Raw genomic sequence first — 26,155 nt, 5'->3', positions numbered from 1 at the left:
TCCGGTTTTTGCAGGCAAAACCTGAGGGAGCGTCTCATGATGCGCTGGGGTCGGACACCTTGCCCATGAATAGCGGCAGCCCGGTCTCGACGTGGACGATCTCGTACTGGAACGGCCGGTCGAAACGGATCACCTTCTCGGCGTCGGTGCCGCTCACCGCCCGCGCGTTGATCTGGGTCACGGCGGCGGCAATCGTGCCCTTCTCCGCCACGGTAATGGTGGCGGATTGGCCTGCCTCCGTGATTTTGAGGCCGCGCTGGATCGAGTCGAAGTCGCTCTCGGTCCGGAGCATTTCCTGCAGGCCCAGTTCGGCGAAGACTTGGCGCAGCTCGAAAATGCTCTTGAGGTCCCACCGCGGCAGGAAGAGTTGCGTCGGTGCCGGGGCCGCGGTCTCAAGGGCCCGCTCCACGTCGGCAAGCTTCTGCGCGTCGAGCCTGGAAGCCCCTGGATCCGGCAGCACCAGCCGCATTACGAAGCCGTCGGCATAAGGCAGGTCCACCGCCTCCCAGCCTTTGCCCCGGGCGGAGGCGAGCTCCTGGACGCCGGACATGGTGGGGACCGAAACCTGCCCGCCGTCCGCCGTCGTGAAGGGCCGGTCGGAGGTGTCCGCCGGGTCGAAGGGGACCTTCCACGCCGAGGCGAAGTACACCGCGTTGAGCACGCTGAAAGTGTTTTTGCGGTTGTACTCCGCGGGCGCCTTCTTGATCCGCCCGCCGGTGTTCTTGTTCACCCAGGCGTCGATCGCCGGTTTGGTGGTGTCCTCGTCCTGAAAGTCCACCGGGTACACGCCGGTGCCGTAGTACCGGGCCAGGGAATCCAGATACCGTTCCCCGGTGGGCACGCCCTTGTCCACAAACAGGCCGTTTGCGCTGTGCAGGACCGGCCGGCGGGGCGGGTTCTTCTCGTCCACCGTGCCGGGGTCGCCGTCGAAGGCCTCCAGGGATGCGAGCAGTGCATTCAGTGCCTCGTCGCGGTGCTGGGCGGGGAGGCCCAGGACTTTGTCCATCTCGGCAGCCGTTGCCCCGGATGCACCTGTCCGCAGCATGGCGAGGGCAATCAGCAGGCTGCCCGGGGATGAGACCACGTTGCCGTTTCCGGCCGCCCCGCCGTCTGCCAGAAGCGCGGCGCCAAGTTTCCGCGCCGAAGCGCGGAGCTGAGCCAGCTCGGCCGGGTAGGCGGAGCGGTCCGCCGCAACGCGTTCGACGCCGTCGGCCTTCAACAGCGCCGGCGGCGCGGCCGAACAGGCCGAGAGGACCAGCGCCAAGCCCGCCGCGGCAGCCATGAAGCGTGCCGGAATCTTCCGTTTCATCGCGCCCCCCAGGCCTGCACACAGCCACAGTTGAACGGCGGAGGTCCGCCTTAGGGCCAGTCAAGCACCGGGGGCTGGCCCGCGGCTAGCCCTTGGCCATTTCGATGGTTCCCCGCCCACTAGATGCGTCGAGCGTCGACCCCGCACGGAACCGTCGAAACGGAGGTGGGCCGCCGCCGCGCCGGTCCACGAGGGCCCGGCCCGTCAGCGCCGCGGGATGTTACGCAGGTTGCTGCGGGCCATGCTCACGGCCTCGCCGGCGCCCCGGTTGAGGACCACCTTGGACATGGCCGTGGCGAAGCCCAGGATCTGCGCACCCTTGATCTTCGGCGGGATCGAGAGTGCCTTGGGATCCGTGATCAGCTCCACCAGCGACGGCCCGGGGTGCGCAAACGCCTCCCGGTACGCGGCCTCGATTTTCGCCGGGTCGGTCACACGGACGGCGTGGAAGCCCAGGGCGCGGGCCACGTCGGCGTAGTTGGCGTCGGGCACGTCGACGCCAAAGTCGGGCAGCCCGTCCACCAGCATCTCAAGCTTGACCATGCCCAGGGTGGAGTTGTTGAAGACCACCACGTTGACCGGGAGCCGGTGCGCTGCGACAGTGATCAGCTCGCCCAGGAGCATCGACAGGCCGCCGTCGCCGGAGACCGAGACCACCTGGCGTCCCGGGTAGGCCAGCTGGGCGCCGATGGCGTGCGGCAGCGCGTTGGCCATGGAGCCGTGCAGGTACGAGCCGATCAGCCGGCGGGTGCCCAGCGGGTTGATGTACCGGGCGGTCCAGACGTTGCACATGCCCGTATCCGCGGTGAAGACCGCATCCTCCGCCGCCACCTGATCCAGCAGCGAGGCCGCGTATTCGGGGTGGATCGGCTGGGTTTTTTCGACCTTGCGGGTGTAGGCGCCGACGGCCTTGTTCATCAGCCGGTCGTGCTTCTTGAGCATCGAGTCGAGGAAGCGGCGGCTCTTCTTCGGCTTCAGCAGGGGCATGAGGGCCGCGAGCGTGGGCAGCACGTCGCCGTGCACGGCGACGTCGACGTCGGTCCGCCGGCCCAGGTTCTGCGCGGCGCGGTCGACCTGCGCGGTCCGGGTCCCGGGCAGGAACTGGTCGTAGGGGAAGTCGGTGCCGAGCAGGATCAGCAGGTCCGCGTCCTCGATCCCCTCGGCCGCGGCGCCGTAGCCGAGCAGGCCGGTCATGCCGATGTCGTAGGGGTTGTCGTACTGCATGAAGTCCTTGCCGCGCAGCGAGTGCCCGATCGGCGCGGCGAGCAGTTCGGCGAGCGCGATCACCTCGTCGTGCGCGCCGTCGACGCCGGCCCCGGCGAAGATGGCCACCTTCCCGGCGTCGTTGATGGCGTCCGCAAGCTCCCGCACGCTCGCGGGGTCAGGTACCAGCGCCGCCGGCCGGAAGGCTGCCGGCGCCGGGGTTTCGGCGGTCGCCTCCAGCCCGGCGATGTCGCCGGGCAGTGTCACGACGGCGACGCCGCGGAGGGCGACGGCGTGCTGGATGGCGCTGTGCATCACCCGCGGCGCCTGTTCTGCGGTGCTGATGAGTTCGGAGTACACCGAGCACTCGTTGAAGAGCCGGTCCGGGTGGGTTTCCTGGAAGAAGCTGCTGCCGATCTGCTTACTCGGGATGTGCGAGGCGATGGCGAGGACCGGCGCGCCAGAGCGGTTGGCGTCGTAAAGTCCGTTGATCAGGTGCAGGTTGCCCGGGCCGCACGAGCCGGCACAGACCGCGAGCCGGCCGGTCAGCTGGGCCTCGGCGGCGGCAGCGAAGGCCGCGGCCTCCTCATGCCGGACGTGGATCCAGTCGATCCCGCCCTTCGCGGCGCCGCCGGTCTTCCGGACGGCGTCGACAATCGGATTGAGGCTGTCGCCGACAATCCCGTAGATCCGCTGCACGCCGGCAGCCTGGAGTTGTTCGACGAGCTGGGTGGCAAGTTCCTTGGCCATGGGTGCACGCTCCCGCGAGGTGGATCGATGAGCTGACACTGGCCAATATAGTCCGCCCACCTTGGCGCGGGTCCCAGAAGGACGCTCCCTCAGGTTCTGCAGCGATTCCATGAACGCTCCCTCAGGTTCCGCAACAAAACCACGGACGCCCCCTCAGGTCTGCAACAGATCACTACACGCTGCCTCACGTGATGCGCAGATGCGTCACACTGAAAAACGCCGAATCTGCGGGAGCGTCGCCCAACAGGCGCCGGACGTGAGGGAGCGTCGCCCAACAGCCCGCGGGACGTGAGGGAGCGTCGCCCAACAGCCCGCGGGACGTGAGGGAGCGTCCGGCGAAACCGCGCAGGACCTGAGGGAGCGTCGGACCGGAAACCGTCGGGCTCAGCTCCCGGAGTGGGCCTGCAGGAAGGAGTAGACCTCGGTTTCGTCCACACCGGGGAAGGCGCCGGGCGGCATCGCCGCGAGCAGGTGCGAGTGGGCGCGGGCCGACGGCCAGGCGTTGCCGGCCCACTCCGCGGTCAGGGTCGCCGGGGGCCTGCGGCAGCAGCTCTCGTCCGGACAGGTCGACTTGGACCGCTCCGTGGTGTCGCGGCCGCGGAACCACTTCACCTGGGCGTAGGGCACCCCCACGGAGAGTGAGAATTCCCCGTTCGCGGACCGCTCCGTCCGGGCCGTGCACCAGTACGTCCCGGCCGGTGTGTCGGTGTACTGGTTGTAGGCGCTGAACTTGTCCGGCACATCGAACACCACCCGGGAGGTCCAGTTCTTACACGAGGGCTGGCCCTCGATGGCGCCGGTGTGGTCCTGCGGGAACGTCACGCCGTCGTTCTCATACGCCTTGTAGATGATGCCGCTCTTGTGAGTCTTCTGAAAGTGCGTGCGCAGGTCCAGGTGCTGCGTGGCGAGGTTGGTGAAGCGGTGCGCGGCGGTCTCGTAGGACACCGCGAAGGCATCCCTAATGTCCTCCACCGCGATTTCCTTCGCCGCCTTGGCCTTCTGCAGGAAATCCACGGTGGCCTGCTCCGGCAGCATCAGCGCTGCGGCGAAGTAGTTCGTCGCGACCCGCTGCATCAGGAAGTCGCCGTAGTTCGTGGGCGTCTGGTGGCCCAGGACGTAGTGGCCCAGGGCCTGCAGCAGCACCGACCGCGGGTCGTGGTCGCTGCGGGCATTCTGCGTGAGGTAAATTCGGCGGTTCTTGAGATCCGTCACCGAACGGGTGGAATGCGGCAGGTCCCCGACGTGGTGCAGGCTGAATCCGAGGTGCCCGGCGATGTCCGCGATCACGTGGTGGGACAACGGCCCGGATGTGTGGCCCACCGACGCGAGGACCTTCTGCGCTTCCGCCTCGTATTCCGGGAAGTAGTTGTTCCGCTCCCGCATCATGGCCCGCAGTTCACCGTTGGCCCGGCGGGCTTCCTCCGGTGTGGCGACCTGCTCGTTGAGCCGGCGTTCCAGCTCATGCTGCAGCCCCACCATGGACTCCAGCACATCCATCGGCAGCCGCGAACTGATGCGGATCCGGGGCAGTTTCAGGGACTCGTACAGGGGGCTGCGCTGGTAGCGCTCCAGCTCGATCTCGAGGGCCGCGCGGCGGTTCGGCGGTTCCGCGCCGAGCAGTTCGTCGATGCTGACGCCCAACGCCGCCGCGAGCTGCTGGAGCAAGCCGAGCTTGGGCTCACGCTTGCCGTTTTCGATCAGGCTCAGCTGGCTCGGCGCCGTCCCGACGGCGGCACTTAGGTCATCGAGCGTGAGCCCGGCGGCCTTGCGCAGGTGGCGGACCCTGCGGCCCATGCTGATGACGTCCACCTCCGGCTCTGCAGAGAGGGGCGCGGAGACGGCCTGACGGTTCCAGCTGTTTGGATGCATTTCTTGAGAATACGGGAAGAAGTGCACTTCTTTCCATAGTTTCCCTCTAGCAACCCCCTTGAAAGTGCAGAAAAGTAGGTCTTACGGAAAGATTCACACCCCGGGAACCGCCAGCCGGACCCGCAGCGACGCGGGCCTGCCGGCCCCGGACCCATCAAGGAGACAAAGATGACTGCAGCAATTGAGCCCACCCAGCAGACGCCCGAAGAGCAGGCTGCCGCCCTGGAGCTCGAGTGGGCTGCCAACCCGCGCTGGGAAGGCGTCACTCGGGATTACTCGGCATCCGACGTCGTCCGCCTCCGCGGCCGCGTCTCCGAGGAACACACGCTGGCCCGCCGCGGCTCGGAGAAGCTGTGGAAGCAGCTCACCTCGGAGCACAAGGAGGGCAAGTACACCAACGCCCTCGGCGCCCTGACCGGCAACCAGGCCGTGCAGCAGGTCAAGGCCGGGCTGCGCGCCATCTACCTTTCCGGCTGGCAGGTTGCCGCCGACGCGAACAACTCCGGCCACACCTACCCGGACCAGTCGCTGTACCCGGCAAACTCCGTCCCCACCGTGGTCCGCCGCATCAACAACGCGCTGCTCCGCGCGGACCAGATCGAGTTCTCCGAAGGCATCCAGACCGTGGAGGACTGGATGGTGCCGATCGTCGCCGACGCCGAGGCCGGGTTCGGCGGTCCGCTGAACGCCTACGAGCTGATGAAGTCCATGATCCAGGCCGGCGCCTCGGGCGTTCACTGGGAAGACCAGCTCGCGTCTGAGAAGAAGTGCGGCCACCTCGGCGGCAAGGTCCTGATCCCCACCCAGCAGCACGTCCGCACGTTGAACGCCGCCCGCCTCGCCGCCGACGTCGCCGGCACGCCGTCGGTCATCATCGCCCGCACCGACGCCGAGGCAGCCACCCTGATCACCTCCGACGTCGACGAGCGCGACCAGGAATTCATCACGGGCGAACGGACCGCCGAGGGCTTCTACAAGGTCCGCAACGGAATCGAACCCTGCATCGCCCGGGCCAAGGCCTACGCCCCGTACTCCGACCTCATCTGGATGGAGACCGGCACCCCGGACCTGGAGCTGGCCCGCAAGTTCGCCGAATCGGTCAAAGCCGAGTTCCCGGACCAGATGCTCTCCTACAACTGCTCGCCGTCGTTCAACTGGCGCAAGCACCTCGACGACGCCACAATCGCGAAGTTCCAGCGCGAACTCGGCGCCATGGGCTTCACCTTCCAGTTCATCACCCTGGCCGGCTTCCACGCCCTGAACTACTCGATGTTCGACCTCGCCCACGGTTACGCCCGGGAAGGCATGAGCGCCTACGTCGAGCTGCAGGAAAAGGAATTCGCCTCCGAAGCCCGCGGCTACACCGCCACCAAGCACCAGCGCGAAGTCGGCACCGGCTACTTCGACGACATCGCCACCGCGCTCAACCCGAACGCATCCACCCTGGCCCTGGTGGGATCCACCGAAGAAGGCCAGTTCCACTAGAACTCACGACGGCGGTGTTGCGCCGGGCCTTCGGTCAGGCCTTGCTCTGCCTGCTATTCCCCGTGGCCGGCTTCTTACCTCGCTGAGCGAGGACGAAGCCGGCCACAGGGCCCCTTTTACGCAGGCTGCCGCAAGACCGGCACCTTTGGCCTCGCGGTTACGTCACCATTCGCCGTCGAACATTTGCTTCTCCGAGGAGAGATTGAAATGAACAGCTTCACTGACAACTTCACTATCAACGGGGTTACGTTGACGGCCCAGCCGATATGCCGGCAGAGCGAAGTGCTGACGCCGGACGCTCTGGCGTTTGTCGCCAAGCTGCACCGGGCGACGGCGGAGCGCCGCCAGGAGCTGTTGCGGGCCCGGCAGGAACGCCGCCAGCAGATCAGCAAGGGCCAGGACCCGCGGTTCCTCCCGGAGACCGCGTCCATCCGCAACGATCCGGACTGGCGCGTCGCTCCCCCGGCGCCGGGACTGACGGACCGCCGGGTCGAGATCACCGGCCCGGTGGACAAGAAGATGGCCATCAACGCCCTGAACTCGGGCGCCAAGGTGTGGCTGGCTGACATGGAGGATGCGTCCACGCCGTCTTGGCGCAACGTCATCCAGGGCCAGCTGAACCTGACCGACGCGCTGGAACGCCGGATTGATTTCACCTCCCCGGAAGGCAAGGAGTACAAGCTCCGCTCCGCCGAGGATCTGCCCACGGTCGTGGTCCGGCCCCGCGGCTGGCACCTGCCGGAAAAGCACATGATCATTGACGGCACCCCGGTGGCCGGCGGCATCGCGGACTTCGGCCTGTACTTCTTCCACAACGCCCGCCGCCTGATCGCCCAGGGCAAGGGGCCGTACTTCTACCTGCCGAAGATTGAGAACCACCTCGAGGCGCGGCTGTGGAACGACATCTTCATCCTGGCCCAGGACCTGCTGGGCATCCCGCAGGGCACCATCCGCGCCACGGTGCTGATCGAGACCATCACCGCCGCGTTCGAGATGGAGGAGATCCTCTACGAGCTGCGCGAGCACGCCGCGGGCCTGAACGCCGGCCGCTGGGACTACATCTTCTCGCTGATCAAGAACTTCCGCACCCGCGGACCCCGCTTTGTGCTGCCGGACCGCGGCCAGGTAACCATGACGCAGCCGTTCATGCGCGCCTACACCGAACAGCTGGTGCGGGCCTGCCACAAGCGCGGCGCCATGGCGATCGGCGGCATGGCCGCGGCCGTCCCCAACCGCAAGGACCAGGAAGCCAACGCGATTGCCTTCGAGAAGGTGCGCGCCGACAAGACCCGCGAGGCAGCCGACGGTTTCGACGGCTCCTGGGTGGCGCACCCGGATCTGGTTCCGGTGTGCCGCGAAGTGTTCGACGGCGTCCTCGGCGACCGTCCGAACCAGCTGGACCGCCTCCGCGAGGACGTCACCCCGGATGACCGCGCGCTGATCGACATCTCCGCCACCACGGGCACCATCACCGAACAGGGTGTCCGGAACAACATCGAGGTGGGCATCCGCTACATCGAGTCCTGGCTGCGCGGCAACGGGGCAGTGGCCATCCACAACCTGATGGAGGACGCCGCGACTGCGGAGATCTCCCGCTCGCAGCTCTGGCAGTGGATCTTCTCCCGCGCCATCACGGACGCGGGCGATGTCATCACCCACGAATGGGTCGAAGACATGCTGGATGAGGAGTTCGCCAAGCTGGAACGCTTCGAAGGCGACCGCTTCGCCGACGCCCGGGATATCTTCGAGGAGGTCACGCTCGGCAACGAGTTCCCCGCCTTCCTGACGCTGCCGGCCTACGACCGCTTCCTGCACGAAGCCCGCGACGGTGCCGAGCACACCGCCAGCGGAGCGGGCCTCGTGGCCGCCTAGAATTCCGTCCGCCGGGCTGCCACGCCCTCCGCAACAGGCTCCCCGAGATCCGGGGCGGCAGCCCGGCAACGGAACACCCTCCCCGAACCACCCGACAACGGCGTCGAACGGACACTTGAGGCCCATGTTTTCTTCACAACATGGGCCTCAAGTGTCCGTTCGCGCAGGCTGCTGGCCCGCGCAGGCGGCTGGGTCAGCGCGGCTTCGGGATGTGGCGCAGGGACAGCGCACAGCCCAGGATGAACAGGGCTACCGAGCCCAGGATCATCAGCAGCGGCCCGGTCCAGGAGCCGGAGATGCCGTGCACGTAGCCCAGCAGGGTGGGGGCAGCGGCGCCGAAGCAGTACCCGGCGCCCTGGACGACTGCGGACATCCGGCCCGCCGAGGCCTGGTCGCGGGCCAGCCGGATGATGGCGATGAAGATCAGGGTGATGCCGCCGCCCTGGGCCACGCCACCGGAGGATGACCACAACCACCACAGCTCCGGGGCGAGCAAGAGCCCCAACGGCACCGTCAGCCACAGCGCCCCCAGGGTGAGCCCGACCGTCGTCGTGCTGGCAAAACGCGCCACGAACGGAACGCCCAGCCCGCCCGCGATCGCCAGGATCTGGAAGAGCGAGGATCCGGCGCCGGCCGCCGACGGCGCCAGCCCCAGTTCATCGGCCAGGAGGCTGGGCAGCCAGGCGGTGACGCCATAGTAGGAGAAAGCCTGGCCGGCGAAGCCCGCGGTCAGGGCCACGGTGATCCAGCGCGACGCCGGCCGCCCCGCCGTCCGGGTTGGGTCTGCCCCGGGGATCGCTTCGGGCCGGAGCGAGCTGCTGCCGGCGGCCAGCACCCACACCGCGCCGGCGGCAACCGCGAAGAGGGCGCACGCCGCGATGGCCGGACGCCAGCCGAGCAGCTCCGCCAATGGCGCCGTGATCATGGACGTGACGAAGGAGCCGATGTTTAGCGCGGCGGTGTAGGTGCCCATGGCGGCGGCCTGCCTGGCCGGGCTGAAGTCACGCCGGATGATCAGCGGGACCACAATGTTGCCGATCGTGATCGCGACGCCCAGGATTACGGTGCCCAGCATGACCAGGGCGCCCCCGCCGGCGGAGCGCACCACGACGCCCAGCAGCACGCCCATCAGGGTCAGCGTGATCGCGAACTCCGGGCCCAGCTTCCGGCCCGTCAGCGAAGCCAGCGGGGCTGCGAGCGCGAAGCAGAGCACCGGGATCCCGGTCAGGAACCCAATTTCGACGGGTGAGAACCCCAGGTCCTGGCGCATGTTCCCCACCACCGGCGCCACCGCGACGAACGGCCCACGCATGTTGAGGGCGATGAGTCCGATGGCGATCATCAGCAGCGAGCCGCGCGGGATCCTCGCCAGGGCGTTCACCCTGCCGTCCGCGGGCCGGCAACCGGGCAGAAGTATGTTTTCATCAATCCCATTGCTATCACGCGGCCGCCGCGGGGCACGCCGCACCCGCCGGAAGATGACGGCCGCAGCTTCACGAAGGTCACCCCGCGCGGTCCGCGGACTAGGGTTTTTGGCATGACGCACGTGATCCGGAAGGCCACCGCCGACGACGCCGGCCCGCTGGCCGAACTGGCCGCCATCACCTTTCCACTCGCCTGCCCGCCGGAATCCCGCCCCGAGGATATCGCCGCGCACTTGGCGAATACGCTCAGCGAAGCCAACTTCCGGGAGTACCTCGTCAATCCGGATGTCACGGTGCTCGTGATCGACGCGGGCGGGACGCTCCGCGGCTACAGCCTGCTCCTGGACCGGCGCACGGAGGATCCTGACGTGGCCGGCGTCCTGGACGCCGCGCCGAGCACGGAGCTGAGCAAGTGCTACGTCCATCCGGACCACCACGGCCTCGGCGCGGCGGCCGAGCTAATGCGGGCCAGCATCGCCGCGGCGGCCGGAACAGGCGCCCGCGGCCTCTGGCTCGGCGTGAACAGCCAGAACGCCCGTGCCATCAGGTTTTACGAGAAGTCCGGCTTCCGGAAAGTCGGTACGAAGTCGTTCAGGCTGGGAAACACCGTGGAGCACGACTTCGTCATGGAGCGCCCGCTCGCCCCCTGACCGCGCACCCTCGCCCGCCAGCCAGCCAGCGCGAACGTACACTTGGGGCCCAAGAAATCCGCGGTTCCAGGGCCGCAAGTGTCCGTTCGCGCTTTGTGAGCTGGTGGGCCGGCGGGAATGGGCCCGGGTCCGGCGCGGTTGTCGCCAGCATGAAGATTGAGATCTGGTCCGACGTGGCCTGCCCCTGGTGCTACATCGGCAAGCGCCGTTTTGAAACCGCCCTCGCGGCGTTCCCGCACCGCGACGCCGTGGAGGTGCAGTGGCGCAGCTTCCAGCTGGATCCCTCCCTGCCGGAGCACTACGACGGCACCGAGCTGGACTACCTGAGCACCCGCAAGGGCATGGCGCCGGACCAGGTCACCGGGATGTTCGAGCACGTGGCGGCGCAGGCCAGCGCCGAGGGGCTCAACTACCGGTTCGACGACGTCGTGGTGGCCAACAGTTTCACAGCCCACCGCCTGATCCACCTCGCCGCCGCGCACGGAAAGCAGGATGCCGCCAAGGAACGGCTGCTCAGCGACCACTTCGAGCACGGCCGCGACATCGGCAGCCGCGAATACCTCACCTCGCTGGGCCTCGAGCTAGGGATCGACGCCGGCGAGCTGGAAGAACTGTTCAGCACGGACAAATACGCCGACGCCGTGCGGCAGGACTTCGCGGAGGCCCGCGCCCTGGGCGTCAGCGGCGTGCCGTTCTTCGTCATCGACCGCAAGTACGGCCTCTCAGGCGCCCAGCCTGCGGAAACCTTCACCGCAGCCCTCGAACAGGCCTGGCAGGAAAGCCAACCGCTGGTCATGGTCGACGCCGGCACGTCCGGTCCGGACGGTGCCGCCTGCGGCCCGGACGGATGCCCCATCTGAGCCGGCCTCACTCCTGCGCGAACGCCTCCCACTCCTGCGCGAACGTACACTTGCGGCCCCAATAAACCGCCGGCGCGGGGCCTCAAGTGTACGTTCGCACCCCAGGTGCCAGGCGGCGCGGGGCCTCAAGTGTACGTTCGCGCTTCAGGCGGGCTGGGCCAGTGCTGCGGTAAGACCGGACGCCAGCCCCGCAGCCGGGGCGCACCGGACGATCTCCAGCGCCTCGACGTCGAGCAGTTTCCGGGCGCCGGTCCGGGCGTCCAGGATCCAGAACAGCTCCATCAGCGGGATGGTCTGCATGACCCGTCCGCGGTGGAACAGCTTGCCGTTGTGCCACGCCTCGATCTCGTCCCCGGCGGCCAGTTCCCCGCACGTCCGGATTGCCGTGTCTTCGACACCCATTTCCAGCTCCTCCCCATCAGCGCCCCGCCGTCGGGGCTCCGTTTGCCACCAGCATGCACGGGAGAGGTTTCGGGGGCGTTTCCGGGGCGTGATTTTCTCGCGACGCGCGCCGGCGCGGCCCCGGCTACCGCCGGTGGGTGCGGGGCTGGATCAGCGCATGCAAGGGCGCGCACGCCGAAGCGTCAGCACTTTTTACTGACAGATCGCGCTAAAGTGTCCGTATGCCCAGGATTTCGGCCGCGAGCAACGCCGCCCAACGAGCCGAGACCCAGCGCCGCATCCTGACCGCCTTCGGTGAACTGCTCTTCACGCACGGGCTGCCCGGCCTGACCATGACCGACGTCGCCCGGCACGCCCGGATCGGCCGCACGGCCGTCTACAACTACTACGCGGACATCGAAGAGCTCCTCATTGCCTACGCGCTGGACGAGACCGAGCGTTTCCTCGTCGAACTGCGCGATTCCCTCGCGTCACTGGAGAACCCCGTGGAGCGGCTGGCGCTCTATGTGCGCGCCCAGGTGGCGGACCTGAGCCGGCGCCACCTCCCTCCGGGCCCCGCGATGGGTGCCGTCCTGTCCCCCGCATCCTTCGCGAAGCTGGCGGACCACGTGGGAGAACTCAGCCTGCTGCTGCAGGACATCCTGCGCGACGGCATGGCGCAGGGCTACCTCCCGGACGCGGACATCTCCCAGCTCGCCCAGCTCATCCACGGCACGCTCTCCTCAAGCGCGGCGCGGGGCGACGGGGCCGGCCCAGACCCGGAAGCGGAGGCCCGGATCGCCCGGACCGTGCGCTTTATCCAACTCGGTGCCGGTGCCCGGTTCGACGACGACGGCCGTCCCCTCCGGCTCAGCGCCTAGCCGCGTCAGCCGCGTCAGCCGCGCCGTCGAGCGCGGAACGCCCCACGCTGGCCAACGGCGGCGGCCGGCTCAGGGTTTGGGGCTGACCGGGACGATCGTCGGCACGACGGGCAGGGCCGGGTCCTCAACGATCCGGCGGGTCTCCCGCGGGCAGCTGAGCTTGCCCGGCGTCTGGTCCACGAGCGCCGGCTTGGCCAGTTCCTTGAAGTCCCCGGTCAGGATGACGTCCACGCTCGCGTCCTTGCGCCCGTCCTGGACGTAGTCGGAGCCGGGGAGGTTGCGCTGGACGCTGAACGCCGCGGACTGGCCGGCGGCCCCGGACACCACCAGCGCCACCCCGCGGTAGCCGGATTCGGTATTGCCCACCGCACCCACCACGAACTTGCGGGCCAGGAATTCGTTGGCGACGGTCCGGGCCAGCCCCGGCCGGCTTGTGGAGTTGTAAACGTTCACCTTGATCTTGCCGTGCGGCGTGTAGTTATACGTCGCATCCGGGCACAGCGACGCCGCGGCCTGGCTGCGCTCCGCCGTCGGGATCTTGATCTGGCCGTTCATGATCGCCAGTGCCACCACAATGGCTGCGGCGACCAGCCCCACCAGGAGCACCAGGACGACGCCGTGCAGGATGCGACGCCGCGTCCTTGCCGGGTTTTCCAGTTCGTCCCGTTCCGCGAAGGTGGCGCGCAGATCGGAGCCGGTGATGACATTGTGTCCGTGCAGGACGGCGGGGTCCTTGGGCCGTCTAGCCATTTATTACCAGGACGCGGGCGTGGATCGCGGTGCGCTGGTGCAGGGCGGTGCGGACGGCCCGGTGCAGGCCGTCCTCCAGGTACAAAACGCCGCGGAATTCCACGACGTGCGGGAAGAGGTCCCCGAAGAACGTCGAGTCTTCGGCCAGCAGCGCTTCCAGGTCCAGGGTGCGTTTGGTGGTCACGAGTTCGTCCAGGCGGACCGGGCGCGGCGGCAGCGCCGCCCAGTCCTTGGGCGTGTTGAAACCATGGTCAGGGTACGGGCGTCCCTCGCCCACAGCTTTGAAGATCACCATGCAAGCCTAGGGAAGATCCCTGGCCAGGGGAATCACAGAGGCCACGGCGCCGGAGGTTGTGGCCAAACAGTGACCATTTGTCACTGCCGTCCACGGGTGAGTCACCGGCTTGAACGGGGCTGTCACAGCCCTTCCAGGGCGGGACACCGGACGTCACGGGGCTGCCGCCGGAGGCGAAGTTCCGGCCCTGCTGAGAGAATGGACGCATGACTGAAACCGAGACTTCCGCCCTGCCGCTTTCGGCCCCGCCGCTGGCCCTGCTGCTCGACGTCGACGGTCCGGTCGCGAGTCCGCTCACCCGCACCGTCCAGCCGGGAATCATCTCGGATCTGCTGGCCCTCGCGGCCGCCGGAATTCCGGTCATCTTCAACACCGGCCGCTCCGATGCTTTTATCCGCGAGCAGGTGATGGAGCCGATGATCGCCGCCGGGATGCCGGCCGGGATCCTCATCCACGCCATCTGCGAGAAGGGTGCCGTGTGGTTCAGCTACACCGCGGCCGGGCCGGGCGCGGTCCACGTGGACCGGGAACTCGCCATCCCGCAGGCCTTTGGGGACGACGTGCGGCGGCTCGTGGCGGAGGACTACGCCGCCCATATGTTCTATGACGAGACCAAGCGGGCCATGGTCTCCGTGGAGCAGCACATCGCCGTCGCCAATTCCGAGTACCGCGATGAACAGGCCCTGTTCGACGCCGACGCCATGGAACTGATGGGCCGGCACGGCCTCGGCGTGGTGCGGCTGGACCATCACGCACCGAACAGCGATGACCGGATCGACTACCGCGTGGACCCCACCATCATCTCCACCGACATCGAATCCGTCCGACTGGGCAAGGACCTCGGTGCGAGCCGGGCGGTGGAACTGCTGGCGGCCCAGGGCATCACCCCGCAGGCCTGGCGGACGGTGGGCGACTCGCGCACGGACTACGCCATGGCCGACTGGCTGCACCACAACGACCACCCTGTGAAGCACGTGGACGTCCGTCCCGCCGACGGCGTTCCGGTCAAGCCGTACGGGATCCTGACTGCGGCCGATTTGGGCCTCGGCGAGGTCATCCACGACGACGCCGGCGCGGCGTTCCTGCGCCACTGGCGGGACGCTCTGGCCGGCTGAGAGCCGGCGCACCGGGCCGTTTTTGCGCCCCGGGTTATTATGCAAGTAGAGACCCATGCACCTTCACCAGCTCGGAGAATCGACATTACAGACGCATTGATCCAGGACGAGATTTACTACGGCAGCCAGGCAACCGAGGACAACCACGCCCACGCGGAGGTCACCTCACCGGCCGCCGTCGCCAGGCTCCGGACGCGCCCGGACGTGGTGCGCCGGCACGGTAGATATGCGCTGATCAATGAGAACCGCACGCCGTACCAGGCCATGGTTGAGGACCTTTTGTTCCTGCGGTCCGTGCTGGCCGGGGCGAACCTGGACTACCTCCTGGTCCGCGGCAACAACGACCGTCCGGTGATTGCCGTGGACTGGAAGAACCGCCGGGAACTCCGCGCCGCGCTGGTGGAGGCCTGCCGGGACGAGCCGTTTTACTCGATGACCGTGGACGCCAAAAAGAAGTCCTCCGTGCTGGTGGGCGACGGGGAGCTTTCCCTCAACCGCCAGGCCCGGATCTTCCGGCTCTACCGGCCCCGGGTGGAGCCGGAGGGCGGTCTGGAGTTCGGCGCCTCGGCCGGTGTCCAGCTGGAGCTCTGGAGCTTCGAGGGCGACGAGCTGATCCTGCCGATCGAAAATTCCCTGACCCGCCGGACCCTGCTGGCCCAGGACGCCGTCCGCGGCACCGTGGAACGCTACGGCCACACCTGGCCCACCATCGAGAACATGTTCGCCGACCACGCCAGCGACATCAGCTTCGACGTCGACCTGGTCTTCTCCTGGGTGGACGGCAGCTCACCCGAGTACATCGCGGCCCGCCGCGCCCGGATGGCCGGCGTCGTCGTGGGTGAGGGAGACGACCACGAGGCGCGCTTCCGCCAGATCAATGAGCTGAAGTACGCCCTGCGCTCGGTCTACATGTTCGCGCCGTGGATCCGCCGGATCTTCATCGCGACCGACTCCCCCGCCCCGGAGTGGCTCGCAGATCACCCAGGCGTGACGATCGTCCGCAGCGAGGAGTTCTTTGCGGACCCCTCGGTGCTGCCGACGCACAATTCGCAGGCGGTCGAATGCCAGCTCCACCACATCGAGGGACTTTCCGAGCACTTCCTGTATTCCAATGACGACATGTTCTTCGGCCGGGCTGTCCGGCCGGACATGTTCTTCACCCCGGGCGGGATCACCAAGTTCATTGAAGCGGAGACGCGCATCGGCCTGGGAGACAACGACGCCGAGCGCAGCGGCTTCGAGAACGCGGCGCGGGTCAACCGGAAGCTGCTCTGGGACCGGTTCGGACGGATCACCACCCGTCACCTGGAACACACCGCCGCTCCGCTCCGGCGCAGCGTAGTCGCCCAGATGGAGCAGGAATTCCCGGACGAGTTCGCGAAGACGGCGGCCAGCAGGTTCCGCGCCGCGGACAACATCTCCGTGACGAATTCGTTCTACCACTACTACGCGCTGCTGACCGGGCGGGCCGTCACCCAGACCGCGGCCAAGGTGCGGTACGTGGATACGACCGCCCGCGCCGGCCTGAACTACCTGCCCAAGCTGCTGTCCAAGCGGAACATGGATTTCTTCTGCCTCAACGACGGCAGCTTCCCCGAGGTGGAAGCCGAGGAGCGCGCCGAACTGGTGACCGATTTCCTGGAGAAATACTTCCCGATAAAGGCGCCCTGGGAGAAGTAGCAGCGCCCGGCTAGTCCCCGTTAGTTCCGGGTGGTGAGCCGGCGGTGGCCGGGGGCCTGGGCCGGATCTTCGAGCCTCGCCTGCCGCGGAATCCGGATCCCGGCCGCGGCGATCCGTCGCCGGACCTCTTCGGCCGTGACGAATTCGCCCACCGCGGGCAAAGTGTCGCCGACCTGCACCACGGAGTGCACGATCGTGTGCTCGTAGACGTGGACCAGGTTGAAGGACTGCCCGCTGTCCCGCCCTCGGCTGCCGCCCACGGGGACGTTCAGATCCTGGGTGTAACACGTGGCCGAAGCTACCGAGACGGGGATGCCGGCGAACATCGCCGTCGTGGAATAGTGAAGGTGGCCGCCCAGGATGGTCCGGACGTCGGAGTTCCTCAGGACCCCGGCGAGCGCCGCCTGGCCACGGAGCTCTACCAGCACGGCGAGCTCCAGCACGGACGGCACCGGCGGGTGGTGCAGGGCCAGGATGGTGCCGTCCGGCGCCGGCGTCGCAAGCTCCGCGGCGAGCCACTCAAGCTGCGCCGGACTAAGTTCGCCATGGTGGAACCCGGGCACCGAGGTGTCCAGCGTGATGATCCGCAGACCGTTGATGAAGTAGCTGTGGTCCACCGGGGCGTCGTCGGCGGGTTGGTCCAGCAGCCCGGTCCGGAAGTTGGCCCGGTCGTCGTGGTTGCCCATCGCCCAAATGACTTTGGCGCCCATCGCCTTGCAGGCGGGGTCCACGATGGCACGGAGCTTCGAGTAGGCCTCCGCCTCGCCGCGGTCGGCCAGGTCACCGGTGAAAATCACGGCTTCGGGTCGCGCGCCGGAGGCACGGACTTGATCGAAAAGTTGTCTGAGCCGGGAGTCGCCGTCCACCACACCGTGCAGGGGATCCGTACCGCCCAGCAAATGCGGATCGCTCAAGTGGAGGAGGAAATGACGTGGCCGGGGGTGCTCGGCCTCGATGAGCTCCATTGCAACCTTCCTGGTTGGGTGGGGGCATTTGCCTCCAGCGTCCCTCTCAGTTAGATCTATCCAACCAGACTTTCGGCCGGCAATGTGCAAACTCCAGTAGGCATGTTTGAAAAACGGCAATAATCGGGTAAGCCGGCGGGCACATACCTGCTCGGGTATATGCCGGTATGTGCCCGCCGGAGAGTGGACTACTCGGTTGTGTAGCGGCTAGCTGAGGTAGCCGTTCGGGTTAAGCACGTACTTCGTGGCGGCACCGGCGTCGAACTCGGCGTAGCCCTTCGGTGCGTCCTCAAGCGAGATCGCCTTGGCGTTGACGTTCTTCGCGATCTGGACCTTGTCGTGCAGGATCGCCATCATGAGCCCGCGGTTGTACTTCATCACGGGGCACTGCCCGGTAGTGAAGCTCAGCGACTTGGCCCAGCCGGTGCCCAAGCTCAGCGAGAGGGCACCCTTCTTGGCTGCCTCGTCGATGCCACCCGGGTCCCCCGTGACGTAGAGGCCCGGAATGCCTAAGGCCCCGCCGGCCGTCGTGAGCTCCATCAGCGAATTGAGCACCGTCGCCGGAGCCTCCTTGGCGTCGTGGCCGTGCCCCTTGGCTTCGAAGCCGACGGCGTCGACGCCGCAGTCGACTTCGGGGACTCCCAGGATCTGCTCGATCTGCTCGGCCGGTCCACCCTGGGACAGGTCCACGGTCTCGCAGCCGAAGCTACGCGCCTGCTTGAGCCGGTCCTCATTCATGTCACCGACAATCACGACGGCGGCGCCCAGCAGCTGCGCACTCGTGGCCGCAGCGAGTCCCACGGGTCCGGCCCCGGCGATGTAGACGGTGGAGCCGACGCCGACGCCGGCAGTCACGGCGCCGTGGAAGCCGGTGGGGAAGATGTCCGACAGCATGGTCAGGTCCATGATCTTCTCAAGGGCCTGGTCCCGGTCGGGGAACTTCAGCAGGTTCCAGTCCGCGTACGGGACCAGGACGTAGTTTGCCTGGCCTCCCACCCAACCGCCCATGTCCACGTACCCGTACGCTGCGCCCGGACGGGCGGGGTTGACGTTCAGGCAGATGCCGGTCTTGCGTTCCTTGCAGTTCCGGCAGCGGCCACAGGCGATGTTGAAGGGGACGGAACAGATGTCCCCCACCTTGATGAACTCGACGTCCGGGCCGACCTCCACGACTTCGCCAGTGATTTCGTGGCCCAGCACCAGGTCTGCCGGGGCGGTGGTGCGCCCGCGGACCATGTGCTGGTCCGAGCCGCAGATGTTCGTGGCAACGGTTTTGAGGATTACGCCATGGCGCACCGGGCGGCCCACGTTGGCGGGGTTGACCCCCGGGCCGTCCTTGAGCTCGAAGGTGGGATAGTCAATGTCGATCAGTTCGACTTTTCCTGGCCCTTTGTAGGCAACGGCTTTGTTTCCTGTCATCACTTTCCTCCTGGTTTCACGGACCCCCAAAGTTGAGTGCCCAGTTGTGACTCACGAAGCATTCTGATGCGCCCTCCACAGGGCCTATGTCGGCTGCGCTGCCGACGGGCGGACGTGTCTGCGCCGCGGGTGTGCCCGGTATGTCGGAGGGTGTCGCCAGTCTAGGCCGGAAGCAGGCTTTGGGGTAGGGCCCCTTGTGCCCTTGCGTGGCCCGCTGCCCGGCCGGGGCGGCCAGTTACCCCGCTGAGTCGACCGGCGGAGGCCCGGCGCGGCGGGCGGCGGAGGCCCGACATGGGCTCAGCCGAGCGCCTGCCGCACGGCTTCGATGACCTCCGGCGAGTCCGGCTCGACGGTCGGTGCGAAGCGGGCCACGATCTCGCCGTCGCGGTTCACCAGGAACTTCTCGAAGTTCCACTTCACCAACCCCGGCAGCAGGCCGTTTTTGAACTTGGTCAACTGCGCATAAAGCGGATGCTGGTTCCTGCCGCGGACGTTTGCCTTGGTGGTCAGCGGGAAGGTCACGCCGAAGTTGCGTTCGCAGAACTCCGCGATTTCCGCGTCGGCGCCCGGCTCCTGCCCGGCGAACTGGTTGCACGGAACGCCCAGGACGGTGAAGCCCTCCTCCCGGAACTTGTTGTGCAGGGCCTCCAGCCCGGCGTACTGCGGCGTGAACCCGCACTGGGATGCCACGTTCACCACCAGGACCACCTGGCCCCGGAACCGGCCAAAGTCCGTGTCAGTGCCGTCGTTAAGGGTCAGCGGGATGGAATGCAGGGACGTCATGGGGCGGTTTCCTCACGGGCTCGGTGGCAGGAAGAGTTTTCAACTGTGCTTCGGCACCGGAGGGCGCGGGTATGGGTCCGGGGCGCACCGGACCGTCGGGCTATTTTGTCGGGGACGCGACAGGCGCCAGTGTGTCCGCCGGCTTGGTGGCCGCCGTTTCCTGCGGTGCTGCCGTCAGGGTAGGCGCCGGAGCGGGCGCGGCCGGGGCCGACGCCGGAGCGGTCACCGCCGTGGTGGGCGTCGGGGCCGGCGCGGGGGGCACGGCCGGGGTCGGCGCGGTCGTGGTGGACGGCGGGGTCGCAGTCGCCGTCGGGGTCGCCGTCGGGGTCGCAGTCGGCGTGGGCTCCGGCGTCGGGGTCGGCGTCGGCGTTGCAGTCGGCGTCGCAGTCGGCGTCGGGGTCGGCGTCGGGGTCGCCGTGGCGGAAGGCGCCGTGGGCTCCGGCTTCACTGTCGAGCTCGGCGTCGGCTTGGCCGCAGCGGCGTCCGGAACCGCGGCCACAGGTGTCTCCTGCACCCCGCCGGTGACGGCGTGGGTGTGGTCCTCCGCCACCGGAATCGCCCAGTCCGCGCCAGTGCTCCCCGCGCCGCCGGAACCCTGTTTGCCGGCGCCGGGGGCATAGCTGACCATCTGGATGTCGTCGAGCCGGTCCACTTGCAGTGTTGGAAGGAATTTCCAGTCCAACGGGTTGGCGTGCGAGCCGTTGAGGATCGTCTCGAAGTGAAGGTGGCAGCCCGTGGACGAGCCGGTCGTGCCGACCCGGGCAATGACCTCGTCCACGCCCACCGACTCGCCCTTCTTCACGGCGATGCCCTGAAGGTGGTTGTACGTGGTGATGAGGCCGTTGCCATGGTCGATTTCCACCCGGTTTCCGCCGCCCCACGGGTGCCATCCGACCGCACGCACCACACCGGCGTCGGCCGAATACACCCGGGTCCCGCACGGGGCGGCGAAATCCTGGCCCCAGTGGAATTCGCCGGCAGTTCCGGTCAGCGGGCTGGTGCGCAGGCCAAACGGGGATGACTCCGTCAGCGTCTCGAGCGGAGCCATCAGGAAACCCTTGGGCGGCCGCTGCAGGCCGGCGGACGCCACCCGGAGCTCGATCTTGTCGTCTTTGGATCTGGTCTGGACCGTGGTCCGGGCAAAGGACACCATCGCACGGCGGTCCACGGTCAGCACCGACGAGCCCCGCCCGGCGCCCGCCGGATCAGCGGACGCGCCGGTTCCGGGATCCAGCAACGCTGGTCCGGGAGAGCCGGTGGCCAGCAGCGGCTGCGACGCCGCCCGGGCTGCCTCCCGCGCCAAGGGACCGGCAGGCGCCGGAGGCCCAAAAACCAGCAAGGCGAGGGCCACACCAGAGGCCGCCGCCAGGGAGCGCGCAACAGCCCGTGAAGTCTTGGACTGCCCACTCGTTGAGTTTCCCCAGTGTTTTCCCACGATGTGACTCCCGCGATTCTGTCCGCCAGGCCCCCGTCCCAACGGACCCACCCTCTATGTGAACACACTCCGCCGGGTCTGGGAACCTCCGGAATGCCCGGGTGCGGGGCGGGTTTCGGGGGATTCGGGGCCAGCGCTCGGCGGCCTGCGGGGCGCCCCAGTAGCCTCACCCGGAAAACAGGTATCGGCCCCGGACCGGCCGGGTAAGAATAGGGGTATGCGCAACGTCCTCAGAGAGTGGCAGGCCGAGCTCAAACAAACGTTCACCGGAACCCGGGACGCGGTTCCGGAGTGGGTGGGCCGTCTCGCCGAGGGCGAGGACGCCGGTTTCCACCTCCCCGGCTCCGCCGTCTGGGCGGTGCACGGGGACATGCCGACAATTGTCGCCGGCATCCGTGCGCTGCTTATGCAGGCCCTGCACCCGGGCGCTTTGGCCGGGGTGCACGACCATTCACGCTTCCGCGAAGATCCCCTGGGCAGGCTCGCCGGGACGATCCGCTGGATTTTCACGGTCTCCTACGGGTCGACCGGGGCGGCCCGCGCCGCGTCCGGCTGGGTCCTGCGGCTGCACGAGTCGGTGCGCGGGGACTACATCGATGGCCACGGTGTGGCCCGGCCCTACTCGGCGAACGATCCGGAACTGCTCCGCTGGGTGCACATCGCCTTCACCGACGCGTTCCTGTCCACGCACAAGATCTGGGGCCGGCCGATTCCCGGCGGCCCGGATGCGTACGTGCGCGAATGGGCGCAGGCAGGGACCCTGATGGGGGTGGAGTCGCCGCCCCTGAGCGAGGCGGAAATGCGCCGGCAACTTGACCGCTGGTACGACGACAGCGACCTCAGTTCGGGCCCGAAGGTCGCCGAAACGGTGGCTTTCATCCGCGATCCCCCGCTCCACCCGGTGCTCAAGCCCGGATACCGGGTGCTCTTCGCGGCCGCGGTGGCCAGCCTCGAGCCTAAGTACCGGGACATGCTGGGGCTGCGGACAGCGCGGCTGGGCCCCATCCCGCTGCCGGTGAAGCTGGCGACGAAGGTCACGCTCGGCGTCGTCCACCTTGCCCTGGGCAAAGTCGGCCCGAGTGAGCAGGCCGCCCGCGAACGGCTCCGCCGCCTGGGGTTCGCGGGTTAGGTGTGGCGGGGCTTCGGGTGGCTGGCGCTGCGCGGGCGGCTGAGTTGCTTGGCCCTCTACCCGCGTTGGACGGGGTCGCGCGGCACCGGCCCGGAACGCAAAAAGGCCCCGGTCCAAAAGACCGGGGCCAAACGCGGAGAATGGGGGATTTGAACCCCCGAGGGCGTTAACCCAACACGCGTTCCAGGCGTGCGCCATAGGCCGCTAGGCGAATTCTCCAGTAGCTTTTGAATCAAAAGCAGATACTAGACTACCTGAACTTCACGACTAAGCCCAATTGAGCCCTCGGACCCGCCGCCGCGGGACATGCCCCGCACCCAGGCCCAGCACTGGACATAGTCCCAATCTGCCCACTCCCGGGCCCGAAGAATGAGCATGTCCCCCGGGGAAACCGGCACCAGACCTGAATCCCCCACCCGGCACCCCCCGCCGCCGCGGGACATGCCCCGCGCCCAGGCCCAACACTGGACATAGACCCACTCTGCCCACTCCCGGGCCCGAAGAATGAGCATGTCCCGCGGGGAAACCGGCGGATTCGGGGCACGCCCGATCGTCGGGTAAAGTAGTCGACGGCCCCTCATGTGGCGTCATCCTGTTGAACTCCCCCAGGACCGGAAGGTAGCAAGGGTAAATGGGCTCTGGCGGGTGCATGGGGGGTCTTTTATGTCTGTGCCGATTGGTAGGGTTTAGCTGTGACTGTTACTACCGCTCTTTACCGCAGATACCGTCCCGATTCGTTCGCGGACGTTATCGGGCAGGAACACGTCACCGAGCCGCTGATGACGGCCCTGCGGAAGAACCGCGTCAACCATGCCTACCTTTTTTCCGGTCCCCGAGGCTGCGGCAAAACCACCTCCGCCCGCATCCTGGCGCGTTGCCTGAACTGCGCCGAGGGCCCCACGGACACCCCCTGCGGCGTCTGCCCCAGCTGCGTTGAACTGGCCCGCGGCGGCGCCGGTTCGCTCGACGTCATCGAGATCGACGCGGCCAGCCACGGCGGCGTGGACGACGCCCGTGACCTGCGCGAACGCGCCACCTACGCCCCGGTCCGGGACCGCTACAAGATCTTCATCATTGACGAAGCCCATATGGTGACGTCGGCCGGTTTCAACGCGCTGCTCAAGATCGTCGAAGAGCCGCCGGAACACATCAAGTTCATCTTCGCCACCACGGAGCCGGACAAGGTGATCGGCACCATTCGGTCCCGCACCCACCACTACCCCTTCCGGCTCGTCCCGCCGGAACCCCTCATGGCCTACCTGGAACTGCTCTGCCGGCAGGAAAGCGTCCCCGTGGCCCCGGGCGTGCTCTCGCTCGTCATCCGCGCCGGCGGCGGCTCCGTGCGCGACTCGCTCTCCGTCCTGGATCAGCTGATGGCCGGTGCTGGCCCCAACGGGCTGGACTACGAACTGGCCGTGGCCCTGCTGGGCTACACCCACGCCTCGCTGCTGGACGACGTCGTCGAGGCCGTCGCTGCCTCCGACGCCGCCACCGTGTTCCGCGCCGTGGACCGCGTCATCCAGACCGGCCACGACCCCCGCCGCTTCGTCGAGGACCTGCTCGAGCGTTTCCGCGACCTCATCATCGTGCAGGCCATGCCGGAGAGCGCCCAGTCGATCCTGCGCGGCATGCCGGCGGACCAGATCGCGCGGATGCAGAACCAGGCCCACAACCTCGGCGCCGCCGAACTCTCCCGCGCCGCGGACGTCACCAACACCGCGCTCACCGAGATGACCGGGGCCACCTCCCCGCGGCTGCACCTTGAACTGCTGTGCGCCCGCATCCTTCTGCCGAGCTCCGAGCAAACCGAACGCGGCATCGCCGCCCGGATCGACCGGGTGGAGCGGCGCCTCAATTACGCCGGGAACGACGTCGGGACACCCGCCACTGGGCCGGCCGTCGGAGCTGCTGTGGCACCGGCAGCCGTTCCTCCGACCCCCGCTGTACCGGCGGCCCGCCCGGTGACTGCCCCCGCCCCGGATGCCGGCCGCCCCGCCGGATCATCGGGAGACAGCGCACCCTCCGGCGTCGACGTGCGGTCGGCCAGCCCCGCCCGGGCAGCGGCCACGCAGGATGCACAGCCGGAACGGCCGCAACTCACGGCGCCCCGGGTCAGCACCCAGGACTGGCCGGTGGAAGCTCCCACGTCCCTGAACGGGATCTCGCGCCCGCCCGCACCCTCGACGTCCGCCCCGGAAAGCCAGCCCGCCGGGACATCACGCCCGGAGCAGGCACCTGCAGACACCGCAGCAGCGGCCGCGGCACCCGCACCCGCACCCGCCCAACAGTCCCAGCCGTCCCCGTCGGCTCCGACCGAACCGGCATCACCGGCCGCGCCTCCGGCCGGTAATGTCCCCGCGGCATCACCGGCCGCGCCTCCGGCCGGCAATGTCCCCGCGGCAACACCGGCAACGGCGCAGGCCTCAACGCCCGCTCCCGCACCCGCTGCGGCGTCCGGACCCGACGTCGAGGTCCTGCGCCGCGCCTGGCCAGAGATCCTCCAGACCCTGACCAAGATCAAGCGGAGCACCTGGGCGCTGGTCGAACCCAACGCGCAAGTCGGCCACTTCGAGGGCCAGGTCCTGACGCTGTCGTTCACCACGGCCGGGCTTGCCGGCGCCTTTGGCCGGGCAGACCACGCCGAAAACCTGCGCCAGGCGATCCATAAGACGATCGGCATCGACTGCCAGATCACAGCCGTGGCCGGCGGCAACAACAGCGCAGCGAGCTCTGAGCCAAACCCAAAAGCGCCCGCTAGCCGGGAGGCCCCGGCCACCTCGGCGGACGTCGCCTGGGGCCTGGCCCCAGCGGCCGGAGCAGCGCAGGAATCCCCGTCCAGCCCCGCGGGCAGCACCGCGGACATGACCGGGGCCGCCCCTGCCACGCCCGCACCAGCGGAAACGGCCACACCCACACCCGCAGCGGCGGAAACACCAGCGCCTCAGCCTGACCGGGAGCCGGCGGCCCGGCCCGCTGCCTCCCCTGCGGCGGCACCGCCGTACACCGGCCCGGCCGCCGGACCCGCCGCCGGATCTTCCAGCGAACCAGCGTCCGAACCCGGCGGCTCCTACTCCTACCCGGACGACGACTGGGGCCCGCCACGGGACGAGGATGCGCCGCCGCTAGAGGAAGAGCCGCCGATGGACTGGGATCCCTCAGCCCCGGCAGCTGTCCGGCCTGCGCCCGCAGCCGCCCAGGCAGCCCCACGCACCCCGGCACGCGCCCGCACGGGCAACAACGGGCCGGCCGCCACCGCGCAGGCACCTGCCCGCCCCGCCCAAGACTCGTCCCAAGACCCCTGGGCGCGCGCCGTGGAGGAGTCCCCCGGGGTCTGGACCGTCGGCACGGAACTGAATGTGGGGCGCCGCCCTGCGCCCGAGGCCGAGGCTGATCCGGCGCCGCGCGTTCCAGAACCGGAGCCGCCGCACTACGAACCGGCCGCCGCCCAGATTCCCGAACCGGTCGGTGCTTTCTCGGCCGGATCCGGCCACGCCGGACCCGGCCCCGGCAACGCCGGCTCCCCGGACACCCGGGCACCCTCACCCCAGCTCGTCCCGGCCGGCGCCGGGCCCGCGGTGATCACTGCCGCGGCCGCCCCGGTCGTGGCCACGGCTCCCGTCGGCGCGCCTCCGGCGTCGGAACGGCAGAGCCTCTACCAGCGCCTGTCCAACAGCCCCGAAGCGGAGGCCGGACGCGCCAAGGCACCCGCGCGCGCCGCGGTCGCCGCCACCAGCTATGAACAGGACATTCCCAGCGCCGACGATGAAACGATCGAGGAATCGGGCGTCTTCGGCCGCGCCGCCGTCGAGCGTATTCTGGGCGGGAAGCTGCTCGAAGAGCGCTCCCTGGACGGAAGCCCGCTGGCGCCGCGCTTCTAGCCCTCCCGGCGGCCACCCGGCC

The 26,155-nt window shown here is 68.5% G+C and carries 20 protein-coding genes, 1 tRNA gene and 1 other RNA gene; 10 read left to right on the top strand and 12 right to left on the bottom strand.

What is annotated here, in order from left to right:
* Window positions 1-34 precede the first annotated feature (34 nt).
* The 3 genes from AC1MED_RS02960 to AC1MED_RS02950 form a co-directional block, all read right to left on the bottom strand.
* Entirely contained in the window at window positions 35-1,309 is a 1,275-nt protein-coding gene (locus AC1MED_RS02960; RefSeq protein WP_479785352.1) for a serpin family protein, read from the bottom strand.
* 204 nt (window positions 1,310-1,513) lie between these two features.
* Window positions 1,514-3,262 carry a pyruvate dehydrogenase gene (locus tag AC1MED_RS02955; protein WP_479785351.1) on the bottom strand — a complete coding sequence of 583 codons (1,749 nt, stop codon included), beginning with the start codon at window positions 3,260-3,262 and terminating at the stop codon, window positions 1,514-1,516.
* 384 nt (window positions 3,263-3,646) lie between these two features.
* Window positions 3,647-5,158, bottom strand: coding sequence for a helix-turn-helix domain-containing protein (locus AC1MED_RS02950; RefSeq protein ID WP_479778456.1), 1,512 nt, complete (start codon window positions 5,156-5,158; stop codon window positions 3,647-3,649).
* 141 nt (window positions 5,159-5,299) lie between these two features.
* Here AC1MED_RS02950 and aceA point away from each other — a divergent pair, with 141 nt between their 5' ends.
* Together aceA and aceB are read left to right on the top strand one after the other, a co-directional pair.
* Complete coding sequence (gene aceA, locus AC1MED_RS02945; protein WP_479785350.1) at window positions 5,300-6,616, top strand: isocitrate lyase; 1,317 nt, start codon at window positions 5,300-5,302, stop codon at window positions 6,614-6,616.
* 207 nt (window positions 6,617-6,823) lie between these two features.
* Complete coding sequence (gene aceB, locus AC1MED_RS02940; RefSeq protein WP_479785349.1) at window positions 6,824-8,488, top strand: malate synthase A; 1,665 nt, start codon at window positions 6,824-6,826, stop codon at window positions 8,486-8,488.
* Window positions 8,489-8,681: 193 nt separating this feature from the next.
* Here aceB and AC1MED_RS02935 read toward each other — a convergent pair whose 3' ends face one another.
* Window positions 8,682-9,830 carry an MFS transporter gene (locus AC1MED_RS02935; protein WP_479786532.1) on the bottom strand — a complete coding sequence of 383 codons (1,149 nt, stop codon included), beginning with the start codon at window positions 9,828-9,830 and terminating at the stop codon, window positions 8,682-8,684.
* Window positions 9,831-10,025: 195 nt separating this feature from the next.
* Here AC1MED_RS02935 and AC1MED_RS02930 point away from each other — a divergent pair, with 195 nt between their 5' ends.
* Together AC1MED_RS02930 and AC1MED_RS02925 are read left to right on the top strand one after the other, a co-directional pair.
* Complete coding sequence (locus AC1MED_RS02930; RefSeq protein WP_479785348.1) at window positions 10,026-10,562, top strand: N-acetyltransferase family protein; 537 nt, start codon at window positions 10,026-10,028, stop codon at window positions 10,560-10,562.
* A 149-nt stretch (window positions 10,563-10,711) separates the two neighbouring features.
* Window positions 10,712-11,422 (top strand): DsbA family oxidoreductase, encoded by a 711-nt coding sequence (locus AC1MED_RS02925; RefSeq protein WP_479785347.1) that lies wholly within the window; start codon window positions 10,712-10,714, stop codon window positions 11,420-11,422.
* 144 nt (window positions 11,423-11,566) lie between these two features.
* Here AC1MED_RS02925 and AC1MED_RS02920 read toward each other — a convergent pair whose 3' ends face one another.
* Window positions 11,567-11,824: a hypothetical protein gene (locus AC1MED_RS02920; protein WP_479785346.1), complete on the bottom strand. Its 258-nt coding sequence runs from the start codon at window positions 11,822-11,824 to the stop codon at window positions 11,567-11,569.
* Between the two features lie 221 nt (window positions 11,825-12,045).
* Here AC1MED_RS02920 and AC1MED_RS02915 point away from each other — a divergent pair, with 221 nt between their 5' ends.
* Window positions 12,046-12,684 carry a TetR/AcrR family transcriptional regulator gene (locus AC1MED_RS02915; RefSeq protein ID WP_479785345.1) on the top strand — a complete coding sequence of 213 codons (639 nt, stop codon included), beginning with the start codon at window positions 12,046-12,048 and terminating at the stop codon, window positions 12,682-12,684.
* Between the two features lie 69 nt (window positions 12,685-12,753).
* On the opposite strand, the gene AC1MED_RS02910 is transcribed toward AC1MED_RS02915, so the two are convergent.
* Together AC1MED_RS02910 and AC1MED_RS02905 are read right to left on the bottom strand one after the other, a co-directional pair.
* The gene (locus AC1MED_RS02910; protein ID WP_479785344.1) at window positions 12,754-13,434 is read right to left on the bottom strand and encodes a LytR C-terminal domain-containing protein; all 681 of its coding nucleotides are present in this window, start codon (window positions 13,432-13,434) and stop codon (window positions 12,754-12,756) included.
* On the bottom strand, window positions 13,427-13,726 hold the full coding sequence (locus tag AC1MED_RS02905; protein ID WP_175322235.1) for a type II toxin-antitoxin system VapB family antitoxin: 300 nt from the start codon (window positions 13,724-13,726) through the stop codon (window positions 13,427-13,429). Before AC1MED_RS02905 ends, AC1MED_RS02910 begins: the two co-directional genes overlap by 8 nt.
* Window positions 13,727-13,935: 209 nt before the next feature.
* Between AC1MED_RS02905 and AC1MED_RS02900 the strand changes: the two genes are divergently transcribed.
* Together AC1MED_RS02900 and AC1MED_RS02895 are read left to right on the top strand one after the other, a co-directional pair.
* A complete protein-coding gene (locus tag AC1MED_RS02900) occupies window positions 13,936-14,844 on the top strand; it encodes a Cof-type HAD-IIB family hydrolase (RefSeq protein ID WP_479785343.1) in 909 nt (302 codons plus the stop codon).
* Window positions 14,845-14,883: 39 nt separating this feature from the next.
* Complete coding sequence (locus tag AC1MED_RS02895) at window positions 14,884-16,524, top strand: stealth family protein (RefSeq protein ID WP_479785342.1); 1,641 nt, start codon at window positions 14,884-14,886, stop codon at window positions 16,522-16,524.
* Between the two features lie 20 nt (window positions 16,525-16,544).
* Here AC1MED_RS02895 and AC1MED_RS02890 read toward each other — a convergent pair whose 3' ends face one another.
* The 4 genes from AC1MED_RS02890 to AC1MED_RS02875 all read right to left on the bottom strand — a co-directional run bounded on the left by AC1MED_RS02890 (window position 16,545) and on the right by AC1MED_RS02875 (window position 20,994).
* On the bottom strand, window positions 16,545-17,489 hold the full coding sequence (locus AC1MED_RS02890) for a phosphodiesterase (RefSeq protein WP_479785341.1): 945 nt from the start codon (window positions 17,487-17,489) through the stop codon (window positions 16,545-16,547).
* Between the two features lie 207 nt (window positions 17,490-17,696).
* Window positions 17,697-18,908 (bottom strand): formaldehyde dehydrogenase, glutathione-independent, encoded by a 1,212-nt coding sequence (gene fdhA / locus AC1MED_RS02885; RefSeq protein ID WP_479785340.1) that lies wholly within the window; start codon window positions 18,906-18,908, stop codon window positions 17,697-17,699.
* A 297-nt stretch (window positions 18,909-19,205) separates the two neighbouring features.
* The gene (locus AC1MED_RS02880; RefSeq protein WP_346958629.1) at window positions 19,206-19,691 is read right to left on the bottom strand and encodes a glutathione peroxidase; all 486 of its coding nucleotides are present in this window, start codon (window positions 19,689-19,691) and stop codon (window positions 19,206-19,208) included.
* A 100-nt stretch (window positions 19,692-19,791) separates the two neighbouring features.
* Complete coding sequence (locus tag AC1MED_RS02875) at window positions 19,792-20,994, bottom strand: M23 family metallopeptidase (RefSeq protein ID WP_479785339.1); 1,203 nt, start codon at window positions 20,992-20,994, stop codon at window positions 19,792-19,794.
* A 349-nt stretch (window positions 20,995-21,343) separates the two neighbouring features.
* Here AC1MED_RS02875 and AC1MED_RS02870 point away from each other — a divergent pair, with 349 nt between their 5' ends.
* Window positions 21,344-22,255, top strand: a complete 912-nt coding sequence (locus AC1MED_RS02870; RefSeq protein WP_479785338.1) for an oxygenase MpaB family protein — start codon at window positions 21,344-21,346, stop codon at window positions 22,253-22,255.
* A 134-nt stretch (window positions 22,256-22,389) separates the two neighbouring features.
* Here the strand turns inward: AC1MED_RS02870 and AC1MED_RS02865 are convergent.
* Window positions 22,390-22,474: transfer RNA gene (locus tag AC1MED_RS02865), tRNA-Ser, on the bottom strand.
* Window positions 22,475-22,823: 349 nt separating this feature from the next.
* Between AC1MED_RS02865 and ffs the strand changes: the two genes are divergently transcribed.
* Together ffs and AC1MED_RS02855 are read left to right on the top strand one after the other, a co-directional pair.
* Window positions 22,824-22,920, top strand: an RNA gene (gene ffs, locus AC1MED_RS02860) — signal recognition particle sRNA small type.
* A gap of 27 nt (window positions 22,921-22,947) precedes the next feature.
* Window positions 22,948-26,133 (top strand): DNA polymerase III subunit gamma and tau, encoded by a 3,186-nt coding sequence (locus AC1MED_RS02855; protein WP_479785337.1) that lies wholly within the window; start codon window positions 22,948-22,950, stop codon window positions 26,131-26,133.
* Window positions 26,134-26,155: the final 22 nt, after the last annotated feature.

It is taken from the genome of Arthrobacter sp. BI5, from assembly GCF_056680065.1.
Note: the sequence above shows the minus strand (reverse complement) of the source record. Positions and strands in the feature narration are given on the sequence as shown.